Origin of the sequence: Bradyrhizobium barranii subsp. barranii (assembly GCF_017565645.3) — a bacterium.
Classification (GTDB): Bacteria; Pseudomonadota; Alphaproteobacteria; order Rhizobiales; family Xanthobacteraceae; genus Bradyrhizobium; species Bradyrhizobium barranii.
The window spans coordinates 7,569,712-7,587,432 of the sequence record NZ_CP086136.1 but is presented as its reverse complement, the minus strand read 5'-3'; the positions used below and the strand labels follow the sequence as shown (position 1 = coordinate 7,587,432).

Here is a 17,721-nt window from a genome sequence, read left to right as displayed (position 1 = left end):
CGATCCTCCTTGGGTGTGACGCTTTCGAGCTAGAACACGACGACTGAACGGATGGATTTGCCCTCATGCATGAGGTCAAAACCCTTGTTGATCTCCTCGAGCTTGAGCACGTGGGTGATCATCGGATCGATCTGGATCTTTCCGTTCATGTACCAGTCGACGATCTTGGGCACGTCGGTGCGGCCGCGCGCGCCGCCGAAGGCCGTGCCGCGCCAGTTGCGCCCGGTGACGAGCTGGAACGGGCGGGTGGCGATCTCCTTGCCGGATTCGGCAACGCCGATGATGATCGAGGTGCCCCAGCCGCGATGGCAGGCTTCCAGCGCCTGGCGCATCACGGTGGTGTTGCCGGTGCAATCGAAGGTGTAGTCGGCACCACCGTCGGTCAGGTTGACCAGATGCGCGACGATGTCGCCGGTGATCTTCTTGGGGTTGACGAACTCGGTCATGCCGAACCGGCGGCCCCAATCCTCCTTGGAGTCGTTGATGTCGACGCCGATGATCTTGTCGGCGCCGGCCATCTTGGCGCCCTGGATCACGTTGAGGCCGATGCCGCCGAGGCCGAACACGACCACGTTGGAGCCCGGCGTGACCTTGGCGGTGTTGACGACGGCGCCGACGCCGGTGGTGACGCCGCAGCCGATGTAGCAGCTCTTGTCGAACGGCGCGTCCTCGCGGATCTTGGCGACGGCGATCTCCGGCAGCACGGTGAAGTTCGAGAAGGTCGAGCAGCCCATGTAGTGGTAGACCGGCTTGCCCTTGTAGGAGAAGCGGCTGGTGCCATCAGGCATCACGCCCTTGCCCTGCGTCGCGCGAATCGCGGTGCAGAGATTGGTCTTCTGGCTCAGGCAGCTTTTGCACTGCCGGCACTCCGGCGTGTAGAGCGGGATGACGTGGTCGCCCGGTTTCACCGAGGTCACGCCCGGTCCGATCTCGCGGATGATACCGGCGCCCTCATGACCCAGGATCGACGGGAAGATTCCTTCGCTGTCGAAGCCGTCGAGCGTGTAGGCGTCGGTATGGCAGATGCCCGTCGCCTTGATCTCGACCAGGACTTCGCCGGCCTTCGGTCCTTCCAGATCGACTTCGACGATCTCGAGTGGGTTCTTGGCTTCGAAAGCAACGGCGGCACGTGTCTTCATCGTAAACTCCTCAAATTCTCGCAGGACGCCACGAGGTGGTATCGGTCCTGGTAACCTTCATTTCTTGCCCATGCAGGCGTCTTCCGCCTTGGTGTAGGTCTCGTTCTTCTCATCCTTCTTGGAGGGACGTTGACGGCCCCACGCCTCGTCGGAGCGGGCGCGCAGATAGACGTAGAGATCGTCCATGTAGCAGGCGACGTTCGGGTTGTCGCCGAAGGCAGGCATGACGTTCTCCTGCGCGGTCGAGATGTTCTTGCGACCGGAGGCGACGACGCCGAGGAAGTCGCCATAGCTCATGGTCTTGACCGAATCCTTCAACGCCGGTGCGTAGGTGGATCCCATGCCGTCGGGGCCATGGCAGACGTGGCAGTCGGAGTGATAGCGGCGATATCCGGAATAGGTGAACCAGTCCACGGTGCCGTCGGCCGAAATCTTGTAGGTCGGGTTTCCTTCCTTATCGAGCCACTTTCCGTCGTCTTCCTTCTTGACGGCGGTCGGGTCGCCCGGACCGTCCGCAACGGCAATTCCCCCCGAGGTCACGAAGATGGTCGCAGCGATGACAAAGCAGATTTTACGCAAGAGATGATCCTCGAAGGCGTTCGGTGGAGACGAGCCGGCGCGTGGAGTTGATCCACGCGCCGGAGCGACACGAAGGTGAGGCTAGTTCGCCGCTGGCAGCGAGAACACGGTCAGCGTACCGCCGAGTGCCGTGTAGTTGCTGAGAGCCGCGTAGCCACCGACTGCGCCGAGACCGGCGGTCGGATCGGTCAGACCAGCTGCCAGACCGATACCGGCCCAGCCGCCCACACCGGAGAGCACTGCGACATACTGCTTGCCGCCGTTCTCATAGGTGGTGACGTTGCCGATGATGCCGGAGGGAGTCTTGAACTTGTAGAGCTCCTTACCGGTCTTGGCGTCGACTGCCTTCAGGTAGCCTTCGAGCGTGCCGTAGAACACCACGCCGCCGGCGGTTGCGAGCGCACCCGACCAGACCGAGAACTGCTCCTTGTTCGACCAGACGATCTTGCCGGTCTTGCCGTCCCAGGCGATGAAGTTACCCATGTGGGTTTCACCCTGCGGCGGATACATCGAGAGCGTCGCACCCACATAGGGCTGGCCCGCGGTGTAGCTCACCTTGAACGGCTCGTAGTCCATGCAGACGTGGTTGGTCGGAACGTAGAACAGCTGCGTGTCCGGCGAGTAGGCTGCCGGCTGCTCGTCCTTGGTACCGAGCGCGGCCGGGCAGATGCCCTTGGTGTTGTGATCCTCGCCGCCCTTTTCAGTCGAGGCCGCGTCGAGAACCTTCGGGCGGCCATAGGTCGGCGAGTTCTTGTCCATGTCGACGCCGGAGGTCCAGTTCACCTTCGGGTCGTATTTCTCGGCGACCAGCAGTTCGCCGGTGACACGATCCATCGTGTAAGCAAGGCCGTTGCGGTCGAAATGGGTCAGCAGCTTGCGCGGTTGGCCGTTGATCGACTGATCCGAGAGGATCATTTCGTTGACGCCGTCATAATCCCACTCATCGTGCGGCGTCATCTGGTAGACCCACTTGGCCACGCCGGTGTCGGCATTGCGGGCCCAGATCGTCATCGACCATTTGTTGTCGCCTGGACGTTGCTTCGGGTTCCAGGTCGAGGGATTGCCTGATCCGTAATAGATCAGGTTCAGCTCAGGATCAAAGGAGATCCAGCCCCAGGTGGCGCCGCCGCCAATCTTCCACTGATCGCCCTGCCAGGTCTTGAGGCTGGAGTCCTTGCCGACCGGCTTGCCGAGAGCGGTGGTCTTCTCGGCATCGACCAAGATTTGATCATCAGGCCCTCCCGAGTAACCGCGCCAAGCCAACTTGCCCGTTTTGAGATCGTAAGCCGTCATGTGAGCCTGGACGCCAAACTCGCCACCGGAAATGCCAACCAGGACCTTGTCCTTGACGACGAGCGCCGCAGAGGTTCCGGTCTCGCCCTTAGTGGGATCGCCGTTCTTCACAGACCAGGCGACCTGGCCGGTCTTGGCGTCGAGCGCAACCAGTGTGGTGTCAGCCTGATGCAGGATGATCTTGCCGTCGCCGTAAGACAGGCCGCGGTTAACCGTGTCGCAGCACATCACCGGGATGACGTTCGGATCCTGCTTCGGCTCGTACTTCCAGATGATCTTGTTCTCGTTGGAAAGGTCAAGAGCATAGACCTTGTTCGGGAACGGTGTATGGACGTACATCACGTTGCCGATGATCAGCGGGCCGCCTTCGTGGCCGCGCAGCACGCCGGTGGAGAAGGTCCAGGCGACCTGGAGCTTGCCTACGTTTTGTGCGTTGATCTGGTTCAGCTTGGAATAGCGGGTATTGGCGTAGTCGCCCGCCGGCATTACCCAGTCTTTGGGATTCTGCGACATCTTGATCAGCTCGTCATTGGCTGACGCGCTGCCGACGGCGAGCATCGCCGCGGAGCCAAGATAGGTCGCCATTAGCACCTTGCGCATAGTCATTCCTCCGTTGGTCTCGTTTATTGTTTCCGAAGCATTGCTTAATCACCGGGCTTCTCGTCCGGCGTCTGCTCGTGCAGGGCGGTCACGTTTGGGACCAGAAACGATGCTGTGCTGTTTCCTCCTCCGGATGAGAGCTACGGGTCCACGTGCAGGAGAGGCCCGTTTTTGTTGTTCCTGCCGCAATCCCTAACGACTTCGTCATCGGGAAACTTGCCCAAGAGGGAAGCCGGTTTGCTTGACAGCGCACGGACGCAAAGTTTTTGATTTTGCAGTAGCGAATTCAGCGGCTTCCGCGCGCCTTCGCGACCGCCTTCGACGCTCAGGTTCCCCTTGACGGCGCTGCAACTAAGGCGGAGGATTAACCGTCAAGGGTGGCAATGGAACGATCGCGCTCGTTGCAAGAGACCGCTCAAATTCGAGGTAAACGTCACGCAATCATGGCTGAGGGCTCCGGCAGCGCTGGTTGCGATTCGCGTCGAATCTGCAGATGAAACCAGCGGCTGGATTAATGTCCGACACCATTCACACGCTCTCGACGACCGGCCTGACGCCGAAGCGGCAGATCCAGAGCTGGATCGACGGGCTGACAAGCCTGTGTGGGCATTTCGACGTCGATCCGCTCGAGGCGTCCTCGCTCGAGGGCCGCATCGACTACACGAGCGTCTCGCGCCTGAAGCTCTGCCAGATCGAGGTCAGCCAGCATCGCATCGCGCACACGCTGGCGCGCGCCAAGGCCAACGAACACCCGTACATCAAGATCCACTTCCAGACCTACGGCGTGTCCTATTTCGAGCAGGAAGGCCGCCACATCGAGCTGAACCCGGGCGACATCATCGCCTATGACGTCTCGTGTCCGCATTCCATCATCAGCCCCGCCTTCACCCGCCACGACGTGGTGATCGTGCCGAAGGCCTTGCTGCGCGACCGTGGATTCCCGTCGCAGCGGATGCCGGCCTGCAAATTGTCGGCGAAGACCGGGACGGGGAGGATCGCCCATGATTTCGTCCATGCGACCTTCGACGAGGCGGCCAAGCTGTCGGCGAACAGCGCGGTCGGTGTCGCCGATTCGCTGATCGACCTCTTGCTGCTGCCGTTGCGCGAAGCGGACACGATGTTCGATCGCGTTGGGCCCGAGGCGATGTATGTGCGCGCGCAATTCTTCATCCGCGAGCACCTGCGCGATCCGGATCTGTGCATCGACCAGATCTCCGCCGAGCTCGGCTGCTCCAAGCGCTATCTGCACATGCTGTTCTCCGAGCGCGGCACCACGGTGAGCGACTACATCTGGCAGGCGCGCTTGCAGAACTGCCGCCAGGAGCTCGAGGCGCACGGCGGCAAGACCATTACCGACGTCGCCTTCTCCTGGGGCTTCTCCAGCTCATCGCATTTCAGCCGCGTGTTCCGGAAATATTTTGGCGTGGTGCCGTCCTCGATCCACAAGGCCCAGCAGGGCGCCGCGGCCTCGGGCGAGCATTAGGCGAGCGCCGCAGCCGACGCCGGCCGCGCCGGCGATATCTCTCAGGCCGATATGGCGACGTAGGGAATGCTGGTCACGAGAGCGACGAGCAGCACCGCGTTGCCCAGCATGCCGCTCCAATGCAGCCGGCGCAGGCGGCGCGGGGCTTCAGCATCGCCTGCGTCCCTCGCGCGGAGCTGGTCGTCGATCCGTTGCATGAACCAGCGGCGCCCGTAGATGGCCAAGGCTGCAATCAGGCCAACGCCCATCGCGGCGACCAGGCGACCGTCGAGCAGGAAAGCCAGCGCCCCGATCACGCCGGCGACGCGCATCACCAGAAAATGGGCGTTGAACATCCCACGCAATAGCTGGGCGACGGGCTGGATATCGAGCTTCACCAGCAGGAAGGCGGGCGAGGCCAGCGTGAAATAGCCAATCGGAAAGAGCAGGATGATCATGACGGCAACGGCGACGCCATCCGGTGTCATGCGATCGGCCTTTCTTGTCCGCCGGTGAGGGGGGCGGCACAGGCGCACAATCATAGCGGGAAAATGCGGTTCCGACACTAGGCTTTGGTCGGATGCCGGGTTGCGATGGGACAGCCCGGTGCGCCGCGCAAGGTTCAGGCCGGCTCGAGGCCGAGCGACCGCGCGCTCTCGATCCAGATCGGCAGCTCGTGCTGATACAGGGCATTGGTGTCCTTGAAGCCGATTGCCGGCTCGAGCACGAAGGTCGCGAGAACCTCCTTCACCTTCGGATCGCTGTTGGCGGCGACGCAGAGCGCCGCCAGGCGGTCGACCACCGGCTGCGGCGTCGCCTTCGGCACGGCCCAGCCGGAGAAGCCGCTCACGGTGAAGAATTTCGACGTCGCGCCCTGCTCCGGGAGGGTCTTGATGGCGGGGATCGCGTCGACCTTCTTCGAATGCACGGCGAACACGGTGCCGCGATCGCTTTGCAGGACCGACTGCGCGGCTGTGTAGCTCCCCATCGCCGCATCGAGCGTGCCTTCCAGCATGCCCGTCCACATCGGCGCTTCGCCGCGGTAATGGACCGGCTCGATGTTGAGGCCGTACTGCTTGTTGAGCTCGTTGATTGTCATGTGCGGAGCGGAGCCCGCGCTGTAGGTGCCGAAGTTGACCTTGCCGCTCTTGCGCGCGAAGGCGACGAAATCCTCCAGCGTCTTGACCCCGGTCTTGGGGTTCGCGACCAGCAACAGGCCGGCGCCCGGAATGACGCTGACCAGCGTCAGATCCTTGTCCATGTCGTAGCCGGGATTCTTCATCACGACCCGGTTCATGATGTAGGTGGTCGAGATCGAGCACAGGATGGTGTGGCCGTCGGGCTCGGCGCGGGCGACCTCTGCGGTGCCGATCGCGCCGGAGGCGCCGGGCTTGTTTTCGACCACGACGGTCTTGCCGAACTGCTTGGAGATGAATTCGCCATAGGCGCGCGCGAGCAAATCGGTCTGTCCGCCGGCGGGATAGCTGCAAATCATGCGGATCTGCCGCGAGGGCCAACTGCCTTGCGATGCGCCTTGCGCCGAGGCGCCGCGCGCGACGGAGGGCATCGCGAGTGCACTGGTACCGGCGGCGATGAAGTGGCGGCGATCGAATTTTGCGGGCATGATTCCCTCCTGATTTTTGCCGACCCTACTGCATCAGGCTGGGGTGGCAGGCGAGACAGATTGGCGCATTCGACAAGGCCGCGCGGTGCCCATTTGCGCGTCATCCGGGCGATCGGGTCTTCCGCATCACCCGCAGCCAGACGATCTCGGTCAGGGCCACGGCTATCAGGCCGAACGTGCCGCCGATCAGCACGTTGACGATGCGCTCCTCGGCGATGCCGCTGGCGCCGCCGGCAAAGGATGCGGCGAGCGCAATGAAGAAGCAGCGCAGGCCGAAGCCGACGACGTAGCGGGAGAACGAGATCAGGGTGAGGGTGGCCGCCAGAATCGCGATGGCGTAGCCGACGCGGCTTTGCGACAGGGCAAGGCCCGGGAGAAAGCCGAGCGGCACGCCGACGAAGGCGCCGATCGCCCGCTGCTTCAGCTTGCCGGTGGACGCTGTGAGGTCGCCGACCACGACGCTTGCGGCCGACCACATCACCCATTGCCCCTGCGCGAGGTTGAAGATCTCGACCAGGGCGGCTGCGGCAAAGACCGCCATGGCGGTTGCCGCTGCGGGCAGAAACCAGTCGGTCGCGGGCGGTCCGAACGAGGTCGCGGCATTGCCACGCTGCCGCTGGTCGTAAACCTGGATAGCGCAGACGAGCGCCAGCGCGATCGGAGAGGAGGCGATGATCACGCCGGCATGACGTATCGCTTCCGAGGCGCTCACGCCCTCCCGCACCTCGCAGGCGAGATAGACGGCGGGGATGAACACCCAATTGCCGAGCGTACGGAAATGTTCGCCGTAGCGCGTCCCCGCCACCGCAAGGAAGCCGGCGAGCGCCGTCAGCACCACGAATGGCGGCTTGACCGGAGCTGCAAGGAAAAGCGCGGCAAAGGTGACGAGAATGGCGAGATAGTGCCACGCGACGACTTTTGGCGGAAAGTGCTGCCTGAGCGCCGGAATGAGCAGCGAGACCGCGACGAGCCCCAGGTTCAGCAGCGCCGCCTCGCGCGAGATGAAATAGGCGGCGACCATCGGGCCGACGACGATCAGCGCGCGCAGGAGCTCATGCCATTTGACTTCTTCGCGGAGGTGATCGCGAAGCAGTTTCATTGAACGGCTTCGCCGACAAGGTGCCTGCGGAAGAATCTTTCGACGCTCGCGTTGAACTCGCGGTGGAAGGCCACTCTGTCAAAGCCCTCCGGCCTATCGGCGCAGATGCGCGGGATCGCGGCCGCGAGTTTCGGCGAACATGGCGCCAGGAATCCAAAATGGGCGGTCGACACGACATGCAGCTCGGGTTTGCCCGGGAGCAACTCGGCGACGCGCGCCGTGCCTGAACCGTCACCGACGCCTGGGCCTCCAAGCGTCGATCGCCAGTACTGAAGCGGGATCTTGATCGCTGCCAGACTCTCTGCGGTGAAGACGCCGGTCGCGGGATCGACGATCACCGCGGCCTTGATGCGTGCGTCCTGCGGCGGAGTGGGCCGGACGGCTCCGTCGCGAAGCTCCTGACACACGCCCGTATTTTCCTGGCACACGCTGATGAGCCTGCCGAAATCCGGCTTGGCTCCGATCAGCACCAGCCCGGTATAGCCCCCCTTGGAGAAGCCGAAGAAACCAATTTTGGCGGAATCGATGACCGCCCTGTCTTTCCAGTCGTGCAGCAGAAAATCGAGCAGGCTGACAATCTCCACCGGGCGCGAGGCGAACACGGACAAGTCGTCGCGATGCGCATCGTCATTGCCGTTGTCGCCGGCATGACTAATTGCGGCGACGATGAAGCCGGCATCGGCCAAGGCTTCCGCGGTGTCGTGTTGGGCGCCGAAGAAGCCGCCGCGGCCATGGGAGAAGACGATGAGCGGCAGCTTCGCCCCCGTGACGGGACAGTCCTTCACACCTGGCAGACTGACAACCGGCCCGACAGAGAGGGCGCCGAGCGGCACGTCCTGCGGCGTGCCGGCACACGGATACCAGATGACGCCGGCGAGTGCCGGATCGGAGTCGAGAAGCTGGATGCCGGCGGCGCTGGCTGGAGCGGTCAGCCAACATAGCAGCAGCACATACGCGCAACAGCTCTTCAGACCCACATCCGCCCCCCAATGCAGTGGATGGAACTCAGCAGCGGACGGCGACGGAATTGTGTCGAAGGTGGCCGCCGCTCGCGGCGGCCACAGCAATCACCTTTGAATGATCTTCGCCCAGACATCGCCGAGCACCGCGGGCTCGCGCGGCGGCAGATAGGTGAGGCCGGCCTGCTTGCCGAACTCGGCGATCTTGCCCTCGGCAGCAAGGCTGGTCAGCGCCTTGTTGACCGCGTCGATCAGTGCGCCGTCGCTGGCGAGCCCGACATAGCCGCGATTGGCGCCGATCGGATAATAATAGCCCGACGCGGTGATTGTCGTGTCGGGATGCGCGGCGCGGTGGGCGTCGAAACGGCCGAGGTCGATCAGCGTCGCGTCATGGTCGCCGCGCTGGAGCGCGCCGAGGAGATCGTCGCGGCCGGGGACGAGATGGGTGATGCTGTCGATCAGGCGGCCCTTGTCGAAGGTCATCAGGATGGCATCGCCCAGCGAGCCGCTCTCGATCGCAAGGCGAAGGCCGGCGAGATCGCCGATGTCGCCGATCTTGCGGCCCTGCGCTTTCGGCCCGAGTACCACCGTCATCGGCGAATAGACGTAAGGCTGACTCGGCGCGAGCACGCCGAGCGCGACGCGGCGGCGCCGGTCGTCGCGCGTGGCCCCGGCGAAATCCGGCAAGCGTGCCGTCTTCATGCCGGGCTTGACGAGGGAATCCGTCGTCAGCGCATAGCCCCCGACCAGCGAGCAGCGCCCGTCGGAGAGCAAAGCGTTGGCCTCGAGCTGCGGGCTCGAATCCTCGTCCAGCTTGCTCTCGAACCACTGGATTTTCAGCGGCCGGCCGATCCGGTCCGCGATTGCCTGCGCCAGCAGCACGTCGAAGCCGGAATCCGGCTTGCCCTTGTGATGCACCGAGAGCGGAGGCCGGTCCTCATCGAGGCAAACCTTCAGCGGCTCCTCGGCCGCGCGCGAGGCGGTAGTCGCCGCCGCGAGGATCGCGGCAACGCTCCATGCGGCGAGCCAGGGTCTCATGGCTTTCTCCTGCTCGAGACGAAGGCCCAGAGATTGCCGATCTCGTCGTCGCTCAAAATGTCGGCCCAGGGCGGCATCTTGTTGTTCTTGCCGTTCTTCACCGTGGTGACGAAGCGCGTCTTGTCGTCGGGAAAGGCGCGCAGGTCCGGCGTGATGGTGCCGGAATTCATCATGTTGGGGCCGTGGCAGTGCGAGCATTTCGAAGTATAGGTCGACTTGCCATAGTCGATCTGTGCCTGCACGGGATTGCCGGTTGCATCGTCCGCGGCACGAACGGTCGCCGCAAGCGCGACCGTCAGCACCGCGACGGTGGCGATCGTCGCCACCGTCTTGTGAGATATGTCCTTCAGCATCGGGCCGTGGTTATTGCTTGACCGCAAAAACCCACAGCGAGCCGCCGGGCGGCACTTTGGCAAGCCGCTCGTCGCCGGAGAACAGCGAGTAGACGCCGCCATAGCCGGAGGTGACGGCAACGTACTGCACGCCATCCTGCTGCCAGGTCACCGGTTGTCCCTCGATGCCCGAGCCGGTCTGGAACTGCCAGAGCTTCTTGCCGGTGTCGGCATCGAAGGCCTCGAACTCGCCGGTCAGCGCGCCCGAGAACACGACGCCGCCTGCGGTCGACAGCACGCCCGAGAAGCGCGGGATGTCGCTTGGCGCTTCCCACTTGGCCTTGCCGGTCATGGGATCGATCGCCTTCAGATGACCGCGCGGGCCGTCACCCCACTCCCAGAGGTCGGTGAGGTCCATGCCGAGATACCATTCGCCCTGCTTGAAGGTGACGGGCTCGGTCTTGTACCTGCCGCCGAAGGCGAGCGTGTTGGCATAGGCGAGGCCGGTCTGCGGATTGAACGACATCGGCTCCCAGTTCTTGCCGCCGAGGATCGACGGATAGACGGTGACCTTCTTACCGTCGCGCGCGTCCTTCGAGACGTCGGTCTCGATCGGCTTGCCGGTCTTCATGTCGATGCCGGTCGCCCAGTTCACCTTCACGTAAGGATTGGCCGCGAGCAGCTTTCCGTTGGTGCGGTCGAGCACGTAGAAGAAGCCGTTGCGGTTCGCGTCCATCAGCACCTTGGTCGGCTTGCCCTCGACATTCATGTCAGCGAGGACCATCTCGGCCACCGAGTCATAGTCGAACGGATTGTTCGGCGAGAACTGGTAGTGCCACTTGATCTTGCCGGTCTTGGGATCCATCGCCAGCACGGAGCAGGTGTAGAGGTTGTCGCCGGGACGCACCGCCGAGTTGAACGGTCCGGGATTGCCGATGCCCCAATACACCGTGTTGAGCTCGGGATCGTAAGACCCGGTGATCCAGGTCGAGCCGCCGCCGAGCTTCCAGGTGTCGCCCTTCCAGGTGTCGCCACCGGGCTCGTCGGGCGAGGGGATCGAATGGGTACGCCACAGATGTTTGCCCGTCGCCGGATCCCAGCCGTCGATGAAGCCGCGGGTGCCGAACTCCGCGCCGGAGATGCCGGTGATGACGACACCGTCGGCGACCAGCGGCGCCACCGTCATCGAATGGCCTTCCTTGATGTCGGCGGCCTTCTGCCGCCACAGCTCCTTGCCGTCCTTGGCATCGAGCGCGATCACGTTGGCGTCGAGCGTGGTGCGGAAGACCTTGCCGTCATAGAGCGCGGCGCCGCGGTTGATGATGCCGCAGCAGACGATGCGCGGCGTCTCGGCGGGATACTCGACCTTGGATTTCCAGATCTGCTTGCCGGTCTTGGCGTCGACCGCCATGGTGGCGTTGTGCGAGGTCACGTAGATCACGCCCTGGTACACCAGCGGCTGCGATTCCTCGCTGCGATCGTCGTTGAAACTGTAGTTCCAGACCGGGACGAGATTCTTGACGGTGTCCTTGTTGACCTGGTTCAGCGTCGAGAAGCGCTGGAGATTGTAGCCCATCCCGTAGTTGAGAACGTTCGATGTATCGGTCGCACCCTTGACCAGCTGCTCGGTGGTCTGGGCGTTTGCACACGTCGATGCAATCATGACGAGGCTCGCGGCCATCGCAAAGCGTTTCATCCGTTCCTCCCAATATGCGCGCCTTTTGACGCTGCGGAAGCAACACTCCGCCCGAACGCAAAACACGTCAATACGAAAGTGGTAAGTGCGTCGCCGATATGTTGGATGCCAGATGCGGGTCACCTGACGGAAACCTGACAACCGACTTCAACTTGTGCGCAGACGCTGAAAAAATTCCGTGGCATGAAGCGGTGCCGGCTTCGGCCGCTCTGCTCGGGCCGTCGGGTTCCGCGAGTTGTGCGGTGCGCAGGTTGCAATTCCGGACTTGAACCGGGGCTCGCTTGTAGACTTATGTCGTTTCGATCCCGCGCGAATCGTGGGTCTGGTCAGGAGGGTTTGATGATTTCACGTCGCACAGTTGCGCTTGCGCTCACGATTGCAGTGCTGTCCGGTCCAGCGTGGGCTGCTTCCGGCAACGCCGTAAAGATGTTCGATACCGACAATGACGGCACCCTCGATCTCGCCGAGGTGAAGAAGGCGGCCGCCGCGCTGTTCGCAAAGCTCGATCCCGATCACGACGGCACGCTGGATGCGCGCGAATTGCGCGGACGGTTAACGGCGAAGGAACTCGCCGCCGCCGATCCCGATCGCGACGGGACTCTCACGCTCGACGAATATCTCGCGGTGGTGGAGCAGCGCTTCAACGCAGCGAATCCCGACAAGGACGGAACGCTGGATGCGAAGGAGCTGAACTCGCGCGCCGGCCGCGCGCTGCTGCGCCTGTTGCGGTGAGAGACGCGGCGCTTGACTGGGAGCGAAGGCGATTTGCCCGAGAGGGAAATTCGCGAGCATAATGCGACAGTTCGCTGTGTTTGCGCTTCGATTCCAGACTTGCGCTGCACCTGACGCAGCCCTAGGTTTTGCCCCGCGCGATGTCGCGCTCAATACCCTTGGGAGACCCGAATGGCTTGGAAAGCTCCGAAGATCGTGGAAGTGCCGGTCGGCATGGAAATCAACATGTACGCCTGCGCTGCGCGCAAGTAAGACTGACGACCTGCCGCGGCTTCGATGGCGAACGCCGTCGAAGCCGTGGTAGTGTTCGCAATGCGCCTTGGAGCCCACACGATCTGGACGGCAATTGCGTTCGGTGTTGCGCTTGCACCGGCGTGTGTCAGTGCCGAAGAGAGCTTTGATACCGAGCACATCTTCGGCTTCATGATCGGCACCGACGTCGGCAATCCCGGCGAGCGGGAATTCCAGACCCAAACGACAGGGAGCTTCGGCAAGGGCGGCGGCACTTATCGCGCTCTTCAGCAGGAGGTCGAGATCGAAGTCGTGCCGCTGCCGAACTTCCGTATCGAGGTCGGCGGCACCGCCACGCTGCATGACATCACCGGCGTCCCTGATATCGACGACCGCCGTCAGTTCAATTTCCAGGGCGCCTCGCTCGACCTGCGTTACCGCCTGCTCGACCGCGAGCGCGCGCCGTTCGGGTTGACTGTCGCCGCCGAGCTGCATGGCGATCGCATCGACGAGACCAGCGGCGCGAAGGGACGGATGTACGGCTCCGAATTCACGCTCGCTTTCGACCGTGAGCTGATTCCGAACTACGCCATCGCAGCGCTCAATTTGATCTATCAGCCGGAATGGGCGCGCTTCGAGGTGGCGGGGGTGTCCGAGAAGAGCTCGACGATCGGCGTTGCCTTTGGCGGCATGGTGCGCGTGCGCCCCAATTTTCTGCTCGGTGGGGAGATGCGCTACTTCCGCCAGTATGAGGGCATCGGCCTCGGTGAGTTCTCGGGGCAGGCGCTGTTTGTCGGTCCGACCGCCTATTTCCAGCTATCGGAGAAGTCGCGGCTCACCCTGAGCTGGAGCATGCAGGCCTGGGGCCGCCCGGCCGGATCAGGCGGCAATCTCGACCTCGTCAATTTCGAGCGTCATCAGGCTCGATTGGTGTTCGGGGTAAACTTCTAGTGCGTTTGTTCCGCCTCGAGGGACCATCCCGTCCGTTTGAAACTTCCCGCTCCTCGGAACGTAACCTTTTGTGCTAATCTCCATTGTCCCCTTGCGACAGGATCCCGGCATGAACCCGATTGACCTGGTGGTGACTGTATGTGCGGTGCTCTCGCCTGCGACCTGCGAGGAGCAGCATCTGGTGTTCAACTTTGCGGGGTCGCCGAGGCAATGCGTGATGGCTGCGCCGCCCTATATCGCCCAATGGGTCGGCGACCATCCGAAGTGGCAGGCGGTGCGGTGGCGCTGCGAATATCCACACCCGAACGACAAGGCGTAAGCCGCCTTCGTTATTTCGTGCAGTCCTTCAGGTCCTTGTCGGCGATCGAGAACACCGCGTCCGCCTTGATCTCGATGTCGCGGACGATGCACTGCCGCGCATTGGGATAGCTGACCCTGGCGTCGTAGCGGCCGGGTTCGACGCCGGTGATGCGCAGCCGCTCGTCGTGGTCGACCTCCTTGTCCTTGTCGTTCAGGCACTGGTTCGGCCCCCACTCGGTCTTGCCGGCGGGCGAGAGCTGGAAGCCGGAGATCGTCTCCGTTGTCAAATTCCAGAGCCGGATGCCCTTGCCCTTGCTTTGGGCGGCGGCTTCGCCGGCCAACGTCAACAACGCGATCAAAGCCAGAAACCAACGCATCAGCCGATCCTCCCAAAGCCGCGCCTGTTATTCCCTGATCAGGCGCTCGCGGTTCTTTGCCTTGTCGAAATTCCTGGCGCGGTCAAGGCCGATTGGCGCGATCAGCTTCGCCGAGGCAAGATCAGCGCCCTCGAAATCGGCGTCAGTGACGGTGGCTCCGGTCAGGTCGGCGCCGCCGAGCTGAGCATTTTTGAGCGATGCGCCGGTCAGGTCGGCTCCCTTGAGGGAGGCAAATTCGAGATCGACGCGCGACAGGTCGGCATTGCGCGCGTTCAATCCTTCCAGATTGGCGGATCGCAGCACGGCGCGCATCAGCCCCATCGACTGGTTGCGCATATCGGCGCCAAGATGCGCGTTCGCAATCGAGGCGCCGATCAGGCTTGCGCCGGTGAGGTCGGCCGCGATGCGAGCACCGGTCAGGTCCGCGCCGTCCAGACGCGCGCGCGCCATCTGCGAGGCGAACAGATTGGCGCCCTTCAGGCTCGCGCCCGCGAGATCAGCGTCCAGCAGCCACGCCTGATCGAGGATCGCCTGATCAAGACGGGCACCGGCGAGTTTCGTCTTGTTGAGTCGTGCCGCACGGAGAATCGCCGTGGAAAGGTCGAGACCCGAGAGATCGAGCCCCGACAACCGCTTGCCGGTGAAATCGGCCGGCGCCCCGGCGCTGGCTTTGGCCAGGATGGCCTCGACCTCCTGCCGGCTCATTTCCGCGGAGACCATCGCGGGTGACGTGAGGTCGACGTCACGCATCATGTCCTGCGCGCTCGCCATGGTCGCGACGAGAGCGAGACCAAGCGTCATGAGGGCGACCATTCGCTTCATCATCGGGCTCCGCTACGGGCCCTGTTTAGCACGCGCTTTGCGTGGCTGCCTATGAGGCATCACGCCCGGCGTGTTCGCCGCCATGTTCGCCTTGGATTCTCGCCACGAGGTCCGCCCTGATCGCGGCGATCTCTGCGTCGCCGCGTGCGCCACGCGGGATGCTGATGGGCACTTCTGCCAGAATTCGCGCCGGCTGCGGCGACAGGAAGAACAAGCGGTCGCCGAGGCGGATCGCATCGTCGAGGCTGTGGGTGACGAGCAGGGTCATCATGGGGCGGCTTGCGACCAGCGTCGCGATCTCGTCGCGCAGGCGGCCGGCGAGCGCGTCGTCGAGCGAGGCGAGGGGCTCGTCGAGCACGAGCAGATCGGGCTCGACCGCGAAGGCGCGGGCCAGCGCGACGCGCCGGGCAAGACCCAGCGACAATTCGCCGGGAAAGTGGCTGCGATGCGCTTCCAGCTCCAGGATCCTGAACAGCTCCGACAGCTTCGCCTCGGAGATATCAGGAGCCGCAAGCCGCACATTCTGCTCGACCGAGCGCCACGGCAGCAGCCGCGGCTCCTGGAACACCATCCCGATCCGCGCTTCCGGTGGACGCGCGATGGTCCCGTGGAAATCGCGGTCGAGCCCGAGGATGATGCGCAGCATCGTGCTCTTGCCGCAGCCGGAGGGGCCGATCAAAACGCCGACCTCACCGGATTGAAGCGCGAAGCTGACCGGGGCCAGCACCTCGTGCGTTTCGCCCGCGGCACTCCTGAATGTCTTTCCGGAGATATCGACTTCAAGCCGCACGGGGCCGCCACCGTGTTGCGCGGGCTTCGAACGGCTGCACCAGCAAGGTTTCGATGACGAGCACGACGGCGGCGAAGGTGAGCGAATAGGCCAGCAGTCGCGGCGTGTCGAACAGCTGGAAGGCGATGCCGATCTCGAAGCCGACACCGTTCGGCCGTCCCAGCAGTTCGGCCACCAGCACGATCTTCCATACCAGCGACAATCCGGACCGGGCCGAGGCTGCGATATAGGGCGCAAGCTGCGGCAGCACGACATGGCGGAACGCGCGCCAGCGCGGCATCGCGAACACGGTGGCCATCTCGTCCAGCGAACGGTCGAGCGCGCGGGTGCCCTCGCGCAAGGTGACGATGGCGGTCGGCAGCTTGTTGATGGCGATCGCCGCGATCGCGGCCGCTTCGGTCAGGCCGGCCCAGATATAGGCCAGCACGATCACGACCAGCGCCGGCAGGTTCAGCAGCAGGATCAGCCAGGGATCGCCGAGCCGGTCGGCGAGCTTCACCCGTCCCATCAAATAGCCGATGGCGCTGCCGAGCGACATCGCCAGCACGAAGGCGAGTGCGACGCGCGCCAGCGTGGCGCCGAGATGCAGGAACAGGGCGCCGCTCGATGCTTCCGCGATGATGACGTTGAGCACGGCAGGCGGGGAGGGCAGCTTTGCGCCGCCGACGAACAGCGCTGCAATCCACCAGGTCGCGAGGAACAGGGAAAACGAGAGAAGACGCAGCACCTCAGTCTCCGGGGACCGCGTGATAGAAGGTGCCGGGATCGAGCTCGGCCGCCGGCCCGACCAGGTCGCGTCCGCCGATCTCGGCGAGCACGCGATAGAGCACGCGCGCATCCGCCTCCTCGTCCACGATGCTCCGGCGCGGAATGCCGTCGCGATAGCGGTCGCGGTAGGTCTTGAGGATGGCCGGATCGCTCGCGCCGGTGAGCGGCGCGATCTTCTCCCACGCGGCGTCCGAGGTGACCAGCAGCTGCTTGGCCTTGCGGGTCATCGCAATGAAACGCGCCACCGCATCGCGGTGGCTTGCGGCCCAGCTCTCGTCGAAGACATAACCGACCGCGGATACCGCGCCCTTGGCCCCCAGCTTCGGCAAAATGTCCTCGATGCCGGCGAGGCGGCGAAAGCCCTTGGCCTCGAGCTGCGCACAGAAATTCCAGAAGTTGAGGCTCGCATCCATCTCGCCATCGAGCGCCTTGGCGGCGATCAAAGGCGGCGCGCCATAGACGATGCTTGCATCGGACTTCAGGTCGATGCCGTCCTGCTTCATCCGCGCCTGCAGCAGCAGCCAGCTCTTGTCGATCGCGCCGCCGCCGACGCCGAGCTTGCGGCCCTTGAGGTCGGCGAGCGTCTTGAGCGGCGAGGATGCGGGCACCATCACCGCGCCGAGCGCGCTGGAATAGGGATAGAAGGTGAGCTTGGCGCCGAGCACGCGCTCGCGCGACACCCACAGCCAATCGGACAGGATGATGTCGGCACTCCCGGCGCGCAGGGCGATCTTGCCGGCCTCGGGGCTCGCGAGCTCGGCGACGTCGAGCGACAGATCGGCTTCCTTGTCGAGCCCGCCGGCGCGGATCGCGGCCAGCTCCCAGGAGAATGTTCCCGTCTTCTGCACTGCAAGGCGGATCGTATCCGCGGCGCGGCCGGGTGCGGCCAGCGACAGCGCCAGCGTCATCGCGAGCGCCAATGTTCGTCC

General features: G+C 64.0%; 20 protein-coding genes. 5 read left to right on the top strand and 15 right to left on the bottom strand.

Annotated features, from left to right (window positions below; translation table 11 throughout):
* Positions 1-29: 29 nt before the first annotated feature.
* The 3 genes from J4G43_RS37050 to xoxF5 all read right to left on the bottom strand — a co-directional run bounded on the left by J4G43_RS37050 (position 30) and on the right by xoxF5 (position 3,611).
* Complete coding sequence (locus J4G43_RS37050) at positions 30-1,139, bottom strand: S-(hydroxymethyl)glutathione dehydrogenase/class III alcohol dehydrogenase (protein ID WP_208087935.1); 1,110 nt, start codon at positions 1,137-1,139, stop codon at positions 30-32.
* Between the two features lie 57 nt (positions 1,140-1,196).
* Positions 1,197-1,718: a c-type cytochrome, methanol metabolism-related gene (locus J4G43_RS37045; protein WP_207794581.1), complete on the bottom strand. Its 522-nt coding sequence runs from the start codon at positions 1,716-1,718 to the stop codon at positions 1,197-1,199.
* Positions 1,719-1,799: 81 nt separating this feature from the next.
* Complete coding sequence (xoxF5, locus tag J4G43_RS37040; RefSeq protein WP_063981978.1) at positions 1,800-3,611, bottom strand: lanthanide-dependent methanol dehydrogenase XoxF5; 1,812 nt, start codon at positions 3,609-3,611, stop codon at positions 1,800-1,802.
* A gap of 514 nt (positions 3,612-4,125) precedes the next feature.
* Here xoxF5 and J4G43_RS37035 point away from each other — a divergent pair.
* Positions 4,126-5,094, top strand: a complete 969-nt coding sequence (locus tag J4G43_RS37035; protein WP_014493617.1) for a helix-turn-helix domain-containing protein — start codon at positions 4,126-4,128, stop codon at positions 5,092-5,094.
* Positions 5,095-5,135: 41 nt separating this feature from the next.
* Here J4G43_RS37035 and J4G43_RS37030 read toward each other — a convergent pair whose 3' ends face one another.
* The 7 genes from J4G43_RS37030 to J4G43_RS37000 form a co-directional block, all read right to left on the bottom strand.
* On the bottom strand, positions 5,136-5,561 hold the full coding sequence (locus J4G43_RS37030) for a hypothetical protein (protein WP_208087934.1): 426 nt from the start codon (positions 5,559-5,561) through the stop codon (positions 5,136-5,138).
* Between the two features lie 134 nt (positions 5,562-5,695).
* Positions 5,696-6,697 carry a Bug family tripartite tricarboxylate transporter substrate binding protein gene (locus J4G43_RS37025; RefSeq protein ID WP_208087933.1) on the bottom strand — a complete coding sequence of 334 codons (1,002 nt, stop codon included), beginning with the start codon at positions 6,695-6,697 and terminating at the stop codon, positions 5,696-5,698.
* 100 nt (positions 6,698-6,797) lie between these two features.
* On the bottom strand, positions 6,798-7,796 hold the full coding sequence (locus J4G43_RS37020) for an FUSC family protein (protein WP_208087932.1): 999 nt from the start codon (positions 7,794-7,796) through the stop codon (positions 6,798-6,800).
* Positions 7,793-8,773, bottom strand: coding sequence for an alpha/beta hydrolase family protein (locus J4G43_RS37015; protein ID WP_225005324.1), 981 nt, complete (start codon positions 8,771-8,773; stop codon positions 7,793-7,795). Before J4G43_RS37015 ends, J4G43_RS37020 begins: the two co-directional genes overlap by 4 nt.
* A 90-nt stretch (positions 8,774-8,863) precedes the next feature.
* A complete protein-coding gene (locus tag J4G43_RS37010; RefSeq protein ID WP_208087931.1) occupies positions 8,864-9,793 on the bottom strand; it encodes a type 2 periplasmic-binding domain-containing protein in 930 nt (309 codons plus the stop codon).
* The gene (locus tag J4G43_RS37005) at positions 9,790-10,146 is read right to left on the bottom strand and encodes a c-type cytochrome (RefSeq protein ID WP_063981983.1); all 357 of its coding nucleotides are present in this window, start codon (positions 10,144-10,146) and stop codon (positions 9,790-9,792) included. The genes J4G43_RS37010 and J4G43_RS37005 overlap by 4 nt, the downstream gene beginning before the upstream one ends.
* A gap of 10 nt (positions 10,147-10,156) precedes the next feature.
* Positions 10,157-11,821: a methanol/ethanol family PQQ-dependent dehydrogenase gene (locus J4G43_RS37000; RefSeq protein ID WP_208087930.1), complete on the bottom strand. Its 1,665-nt coding sequence runs from the start codon at positions 11,819-11,821 to the stop codon at positions 10,157-10,159.
* A gap of 339 nt (positions 11,822-12,160) precedes the next feature.
* On the opposite strand from J4G43_RS37000, the gene J4G43_RS36995 reads away from it, so the two are divergent.
* The 4 genes from J4G43_RS36995 to J4G43_RS36980 all read left to right on the top strand — a co-directional run bounded on the left by J4G43_RS36995 (position 12,161) and on the right by J4G43_RS36980 (position 14,054).
* Positions 12,161-12,553, top strand: coding sequence for a lanmodulin LanM (locus tag J4G43_RS36995; RefSeq protein WP_208087929.1), 393 nt, complete (start codon positions 12,161-12,163; stop codon positions 12,551-12,553).
* Positions 12,554-12,724: 171 nt separating this feature from the next.
* Complete coding sequence (gene pqqA / locus J4G43_RS36990) at positions 12,725-12,805, top strand: pyrroloquinoline quinone precursor peptide PqqA (RefSeq protein ID WP_012029362.1); 81 nt, start codon at positions 12,725-12,727, stop codon at positions 12,803-12,805.
* Between the two features lie 24 nt (positions 12,806-12,829).
* Entirely contained in the window at positions 12,830-13,735 is a 906-nt protein-coding gene (locus tag J4G43_RS36985) for a DUF6662 family protein (RefSeq protein ID WP_208087928.1), read from the top strand.
* A 109-nt stretch (positions 13,736-13,844) separates the two neighbouring features.
* Entirely contained in the window at positions 13,845-14,054 is a 210-nt protein-coding gene (locus J4G43_RS36980; RefSeq protein ID WP_014493627.1) for a hypothetical protein, read from the top strand.
* A gap of 10 nt (positions 14,055-14,064) precedes the next feature.
* On the opposite strand, the gene J4G43_RS36975 is transcribed toward J4G43_RS36980, so the two are convergent.
* Genes J4G43_RS36975 through J4G43_RS36955 form a run of 5 tightly spaced genes read right to left on the bottom strand, consistent with a single transcriptional unit; the run spans position 14,065 to position 17,700 of the window.
* Positions 14,065-14,412, bottom strand: a complete 348-nt coding sequence (locus J4G43_RS36975) for a hypothetical protein (protein ID WP_166343210.1) — start codon at positions 14,410-14,412, stop codon at positions 14,065-14,067.
* Between the two features lie 27 nt (positions 14,413-14,439).
* A complete protein-coding gene (locus J4G43_RS36970) occupies positions 14,440-15,237 on the bottom strand; it encodes a pentapeptide repeat-containing protein (RefSeq protein ID WP_208087927.1) in 798 nt (265 codons plus the stop codon).
* Positions 15,238-15,283: 46 nt separating this feature from the next.
* Positions 15,284-16,024 (bottom strand): ABC transporter ATP-binding protein, encoded by a 741-nt coding sequence (locus tag J4G43_RS36965; protein ID WP_063981989.1) that lies wholly within the window; start codon positions 16,022-16,024, stop codon positions 15,284-15,286.
* Positions 16,014-16,751, bottom strand: coding sequence for an ABC transporter permease (locus J4G43_RS36960; RefSeq protein WP_208087926.1), 738 nt, complete (start codon positions 16,749-16,751; stop codon positions 16,014-16,016). Before J4G43_RS36960 ends, J4G43_RS36965 begins: the two co-directional genes overlap by 11 nt.
* A gap of 1 nt (position 16,752) precedes the next feature.
* A complete protein-coding gene (locus J4G43_RS36955; protein WP_208089513.1) occupies positions 16,753-17,700 on the bottom strand; it encodes an ABC transporter substrate-binding protein in 948 nt (315 codons plus the stop codon).
* Between the last annotated feature and the right edge of the window lie 21 nt (positions 17,701-17,721).

What these genes read in the sequence shown, in the direction of transcription:
- J4G43_RS37050 (WP_208087935.1), bottom strand. Translation starts at nt 1,139, where the DNA reads ATGAAGACACGTGCCGCCGTTGCTTTCGAAGCCAAGAACCCACTCGAG.
- xoxF5 (WP_063981978.1), bottom strand. Translation starts at nt 3,611, where the DNA reads ATGCGCAAGGTGCTAATGGCGACCTATCTTGGCTCCGCGGCGATGCTC.
- J4G43_RS37035 (WP_014493617.1), top strand. Translation starts at nt 4,126, where the DNA reads ATGTCCGACACCATTCACACGCTCTCGACGACCGGCCTGACGCCGAAG.
- J4G43_RS37030 (WP_208087934.1), bottom strand. Translation starts at nt 5,561, where the DNA reads ATGACACCGGATGGCGTCGCCGTTGCCGTCATGATCATCCTGCTCTTT.
- J4G43_RS37025 (WP_208087933.1), bottom strand. Translation starts at nt 6,697, where the DNA reads ATGCCCGCAAAATTCGATCGCCGCCACTTCATCGCCGCCGGTACCAGT.
- J4G43_RS37020 (WP_208087932.1), bottom strand. Translation starts at nt 7,796, where the DNA reads ATGAAACTGCTTCGCGATCACCTCCGCGAAGAAGTCAAATGGCATGAG.
- J4G43_RS37010 (WP_208087931.1), bottom strand. Translation starts at nt 9,793, where the DNA reads ATGAGACCCTGGCTCGCCGCATGGAGCGTTGCCGCGATCCTCGCGGCG.
- J4G43_RS37005 (WP_063981983.1), bottom strand. Translation starts at nt 10,146, where the DNA reads ATGCTGAAGGACATATCTCACAAGACGGTGGCGACGATCGCCACCGTC.
- J4G43_RS37000 (WP_208087930.1), bottom strand. Translation starts at nt 11,821, where the DNA reads ATGAAACGCTTTGCGATGGCCGCGAGCCTCGTCATGATTGCATCGACG.
- J4G43_RS36995 (WP_208087929.1), top strand. Translation starts at nt 12,161, where the DNA reads ATGATTTCACGTCGCACAGTTGCGCTTGCGCTCACGATTGCAGTGCTG.
- pqqA (WP_012029362.1), top strand. Translation starts at nt 12,725, where the DNA reads ATGGCTTGGAAAGCTCCGAAGATCGTGGAAGTGCCGGTCGGCATGGAA.
- J4G43_RS36985 (WP_208087928.1), top strand. Translation starts at nt 12,830, where the DNA reads ATGGCGAACGCCGTCGAAGCCGTGGTAGTGTTCGCAATGCGCCTTGGA.
- J4G43_RS36980 (WP_014493627.1), top strand. Translation starts at nt 13,845, where the DNA reads ATGAACCCGATTGACCTGGTGGTGACTGTATGTGCGGTGCTCTCGCCT.
- J4G43_RS36975 (WP_166343210.1), bottom strand. Translation starts at nt 14,412, where the DNA reads ATGCGTTGGTTTCTGGCTTTGATCGCGTTGTTGACGTTGGCCGGCGAA.
- J4G43_RS36970 (WP_208087927.1), bottom strand. Translation starts at nt 15,237, where the DNA reads ATGATGAAGCGAATGGTCGCCCTCATGACGCTTGGTCTCGCTCTCGTC.
- J4G43_RS36955 (WP_208089513.1), bottom strand. Translation starts at nt 17,700, where the DNA reads ATGACGCTGGCGCTGTCGCTGGCCGCACCCGGCCGCGCCGCGGATACG.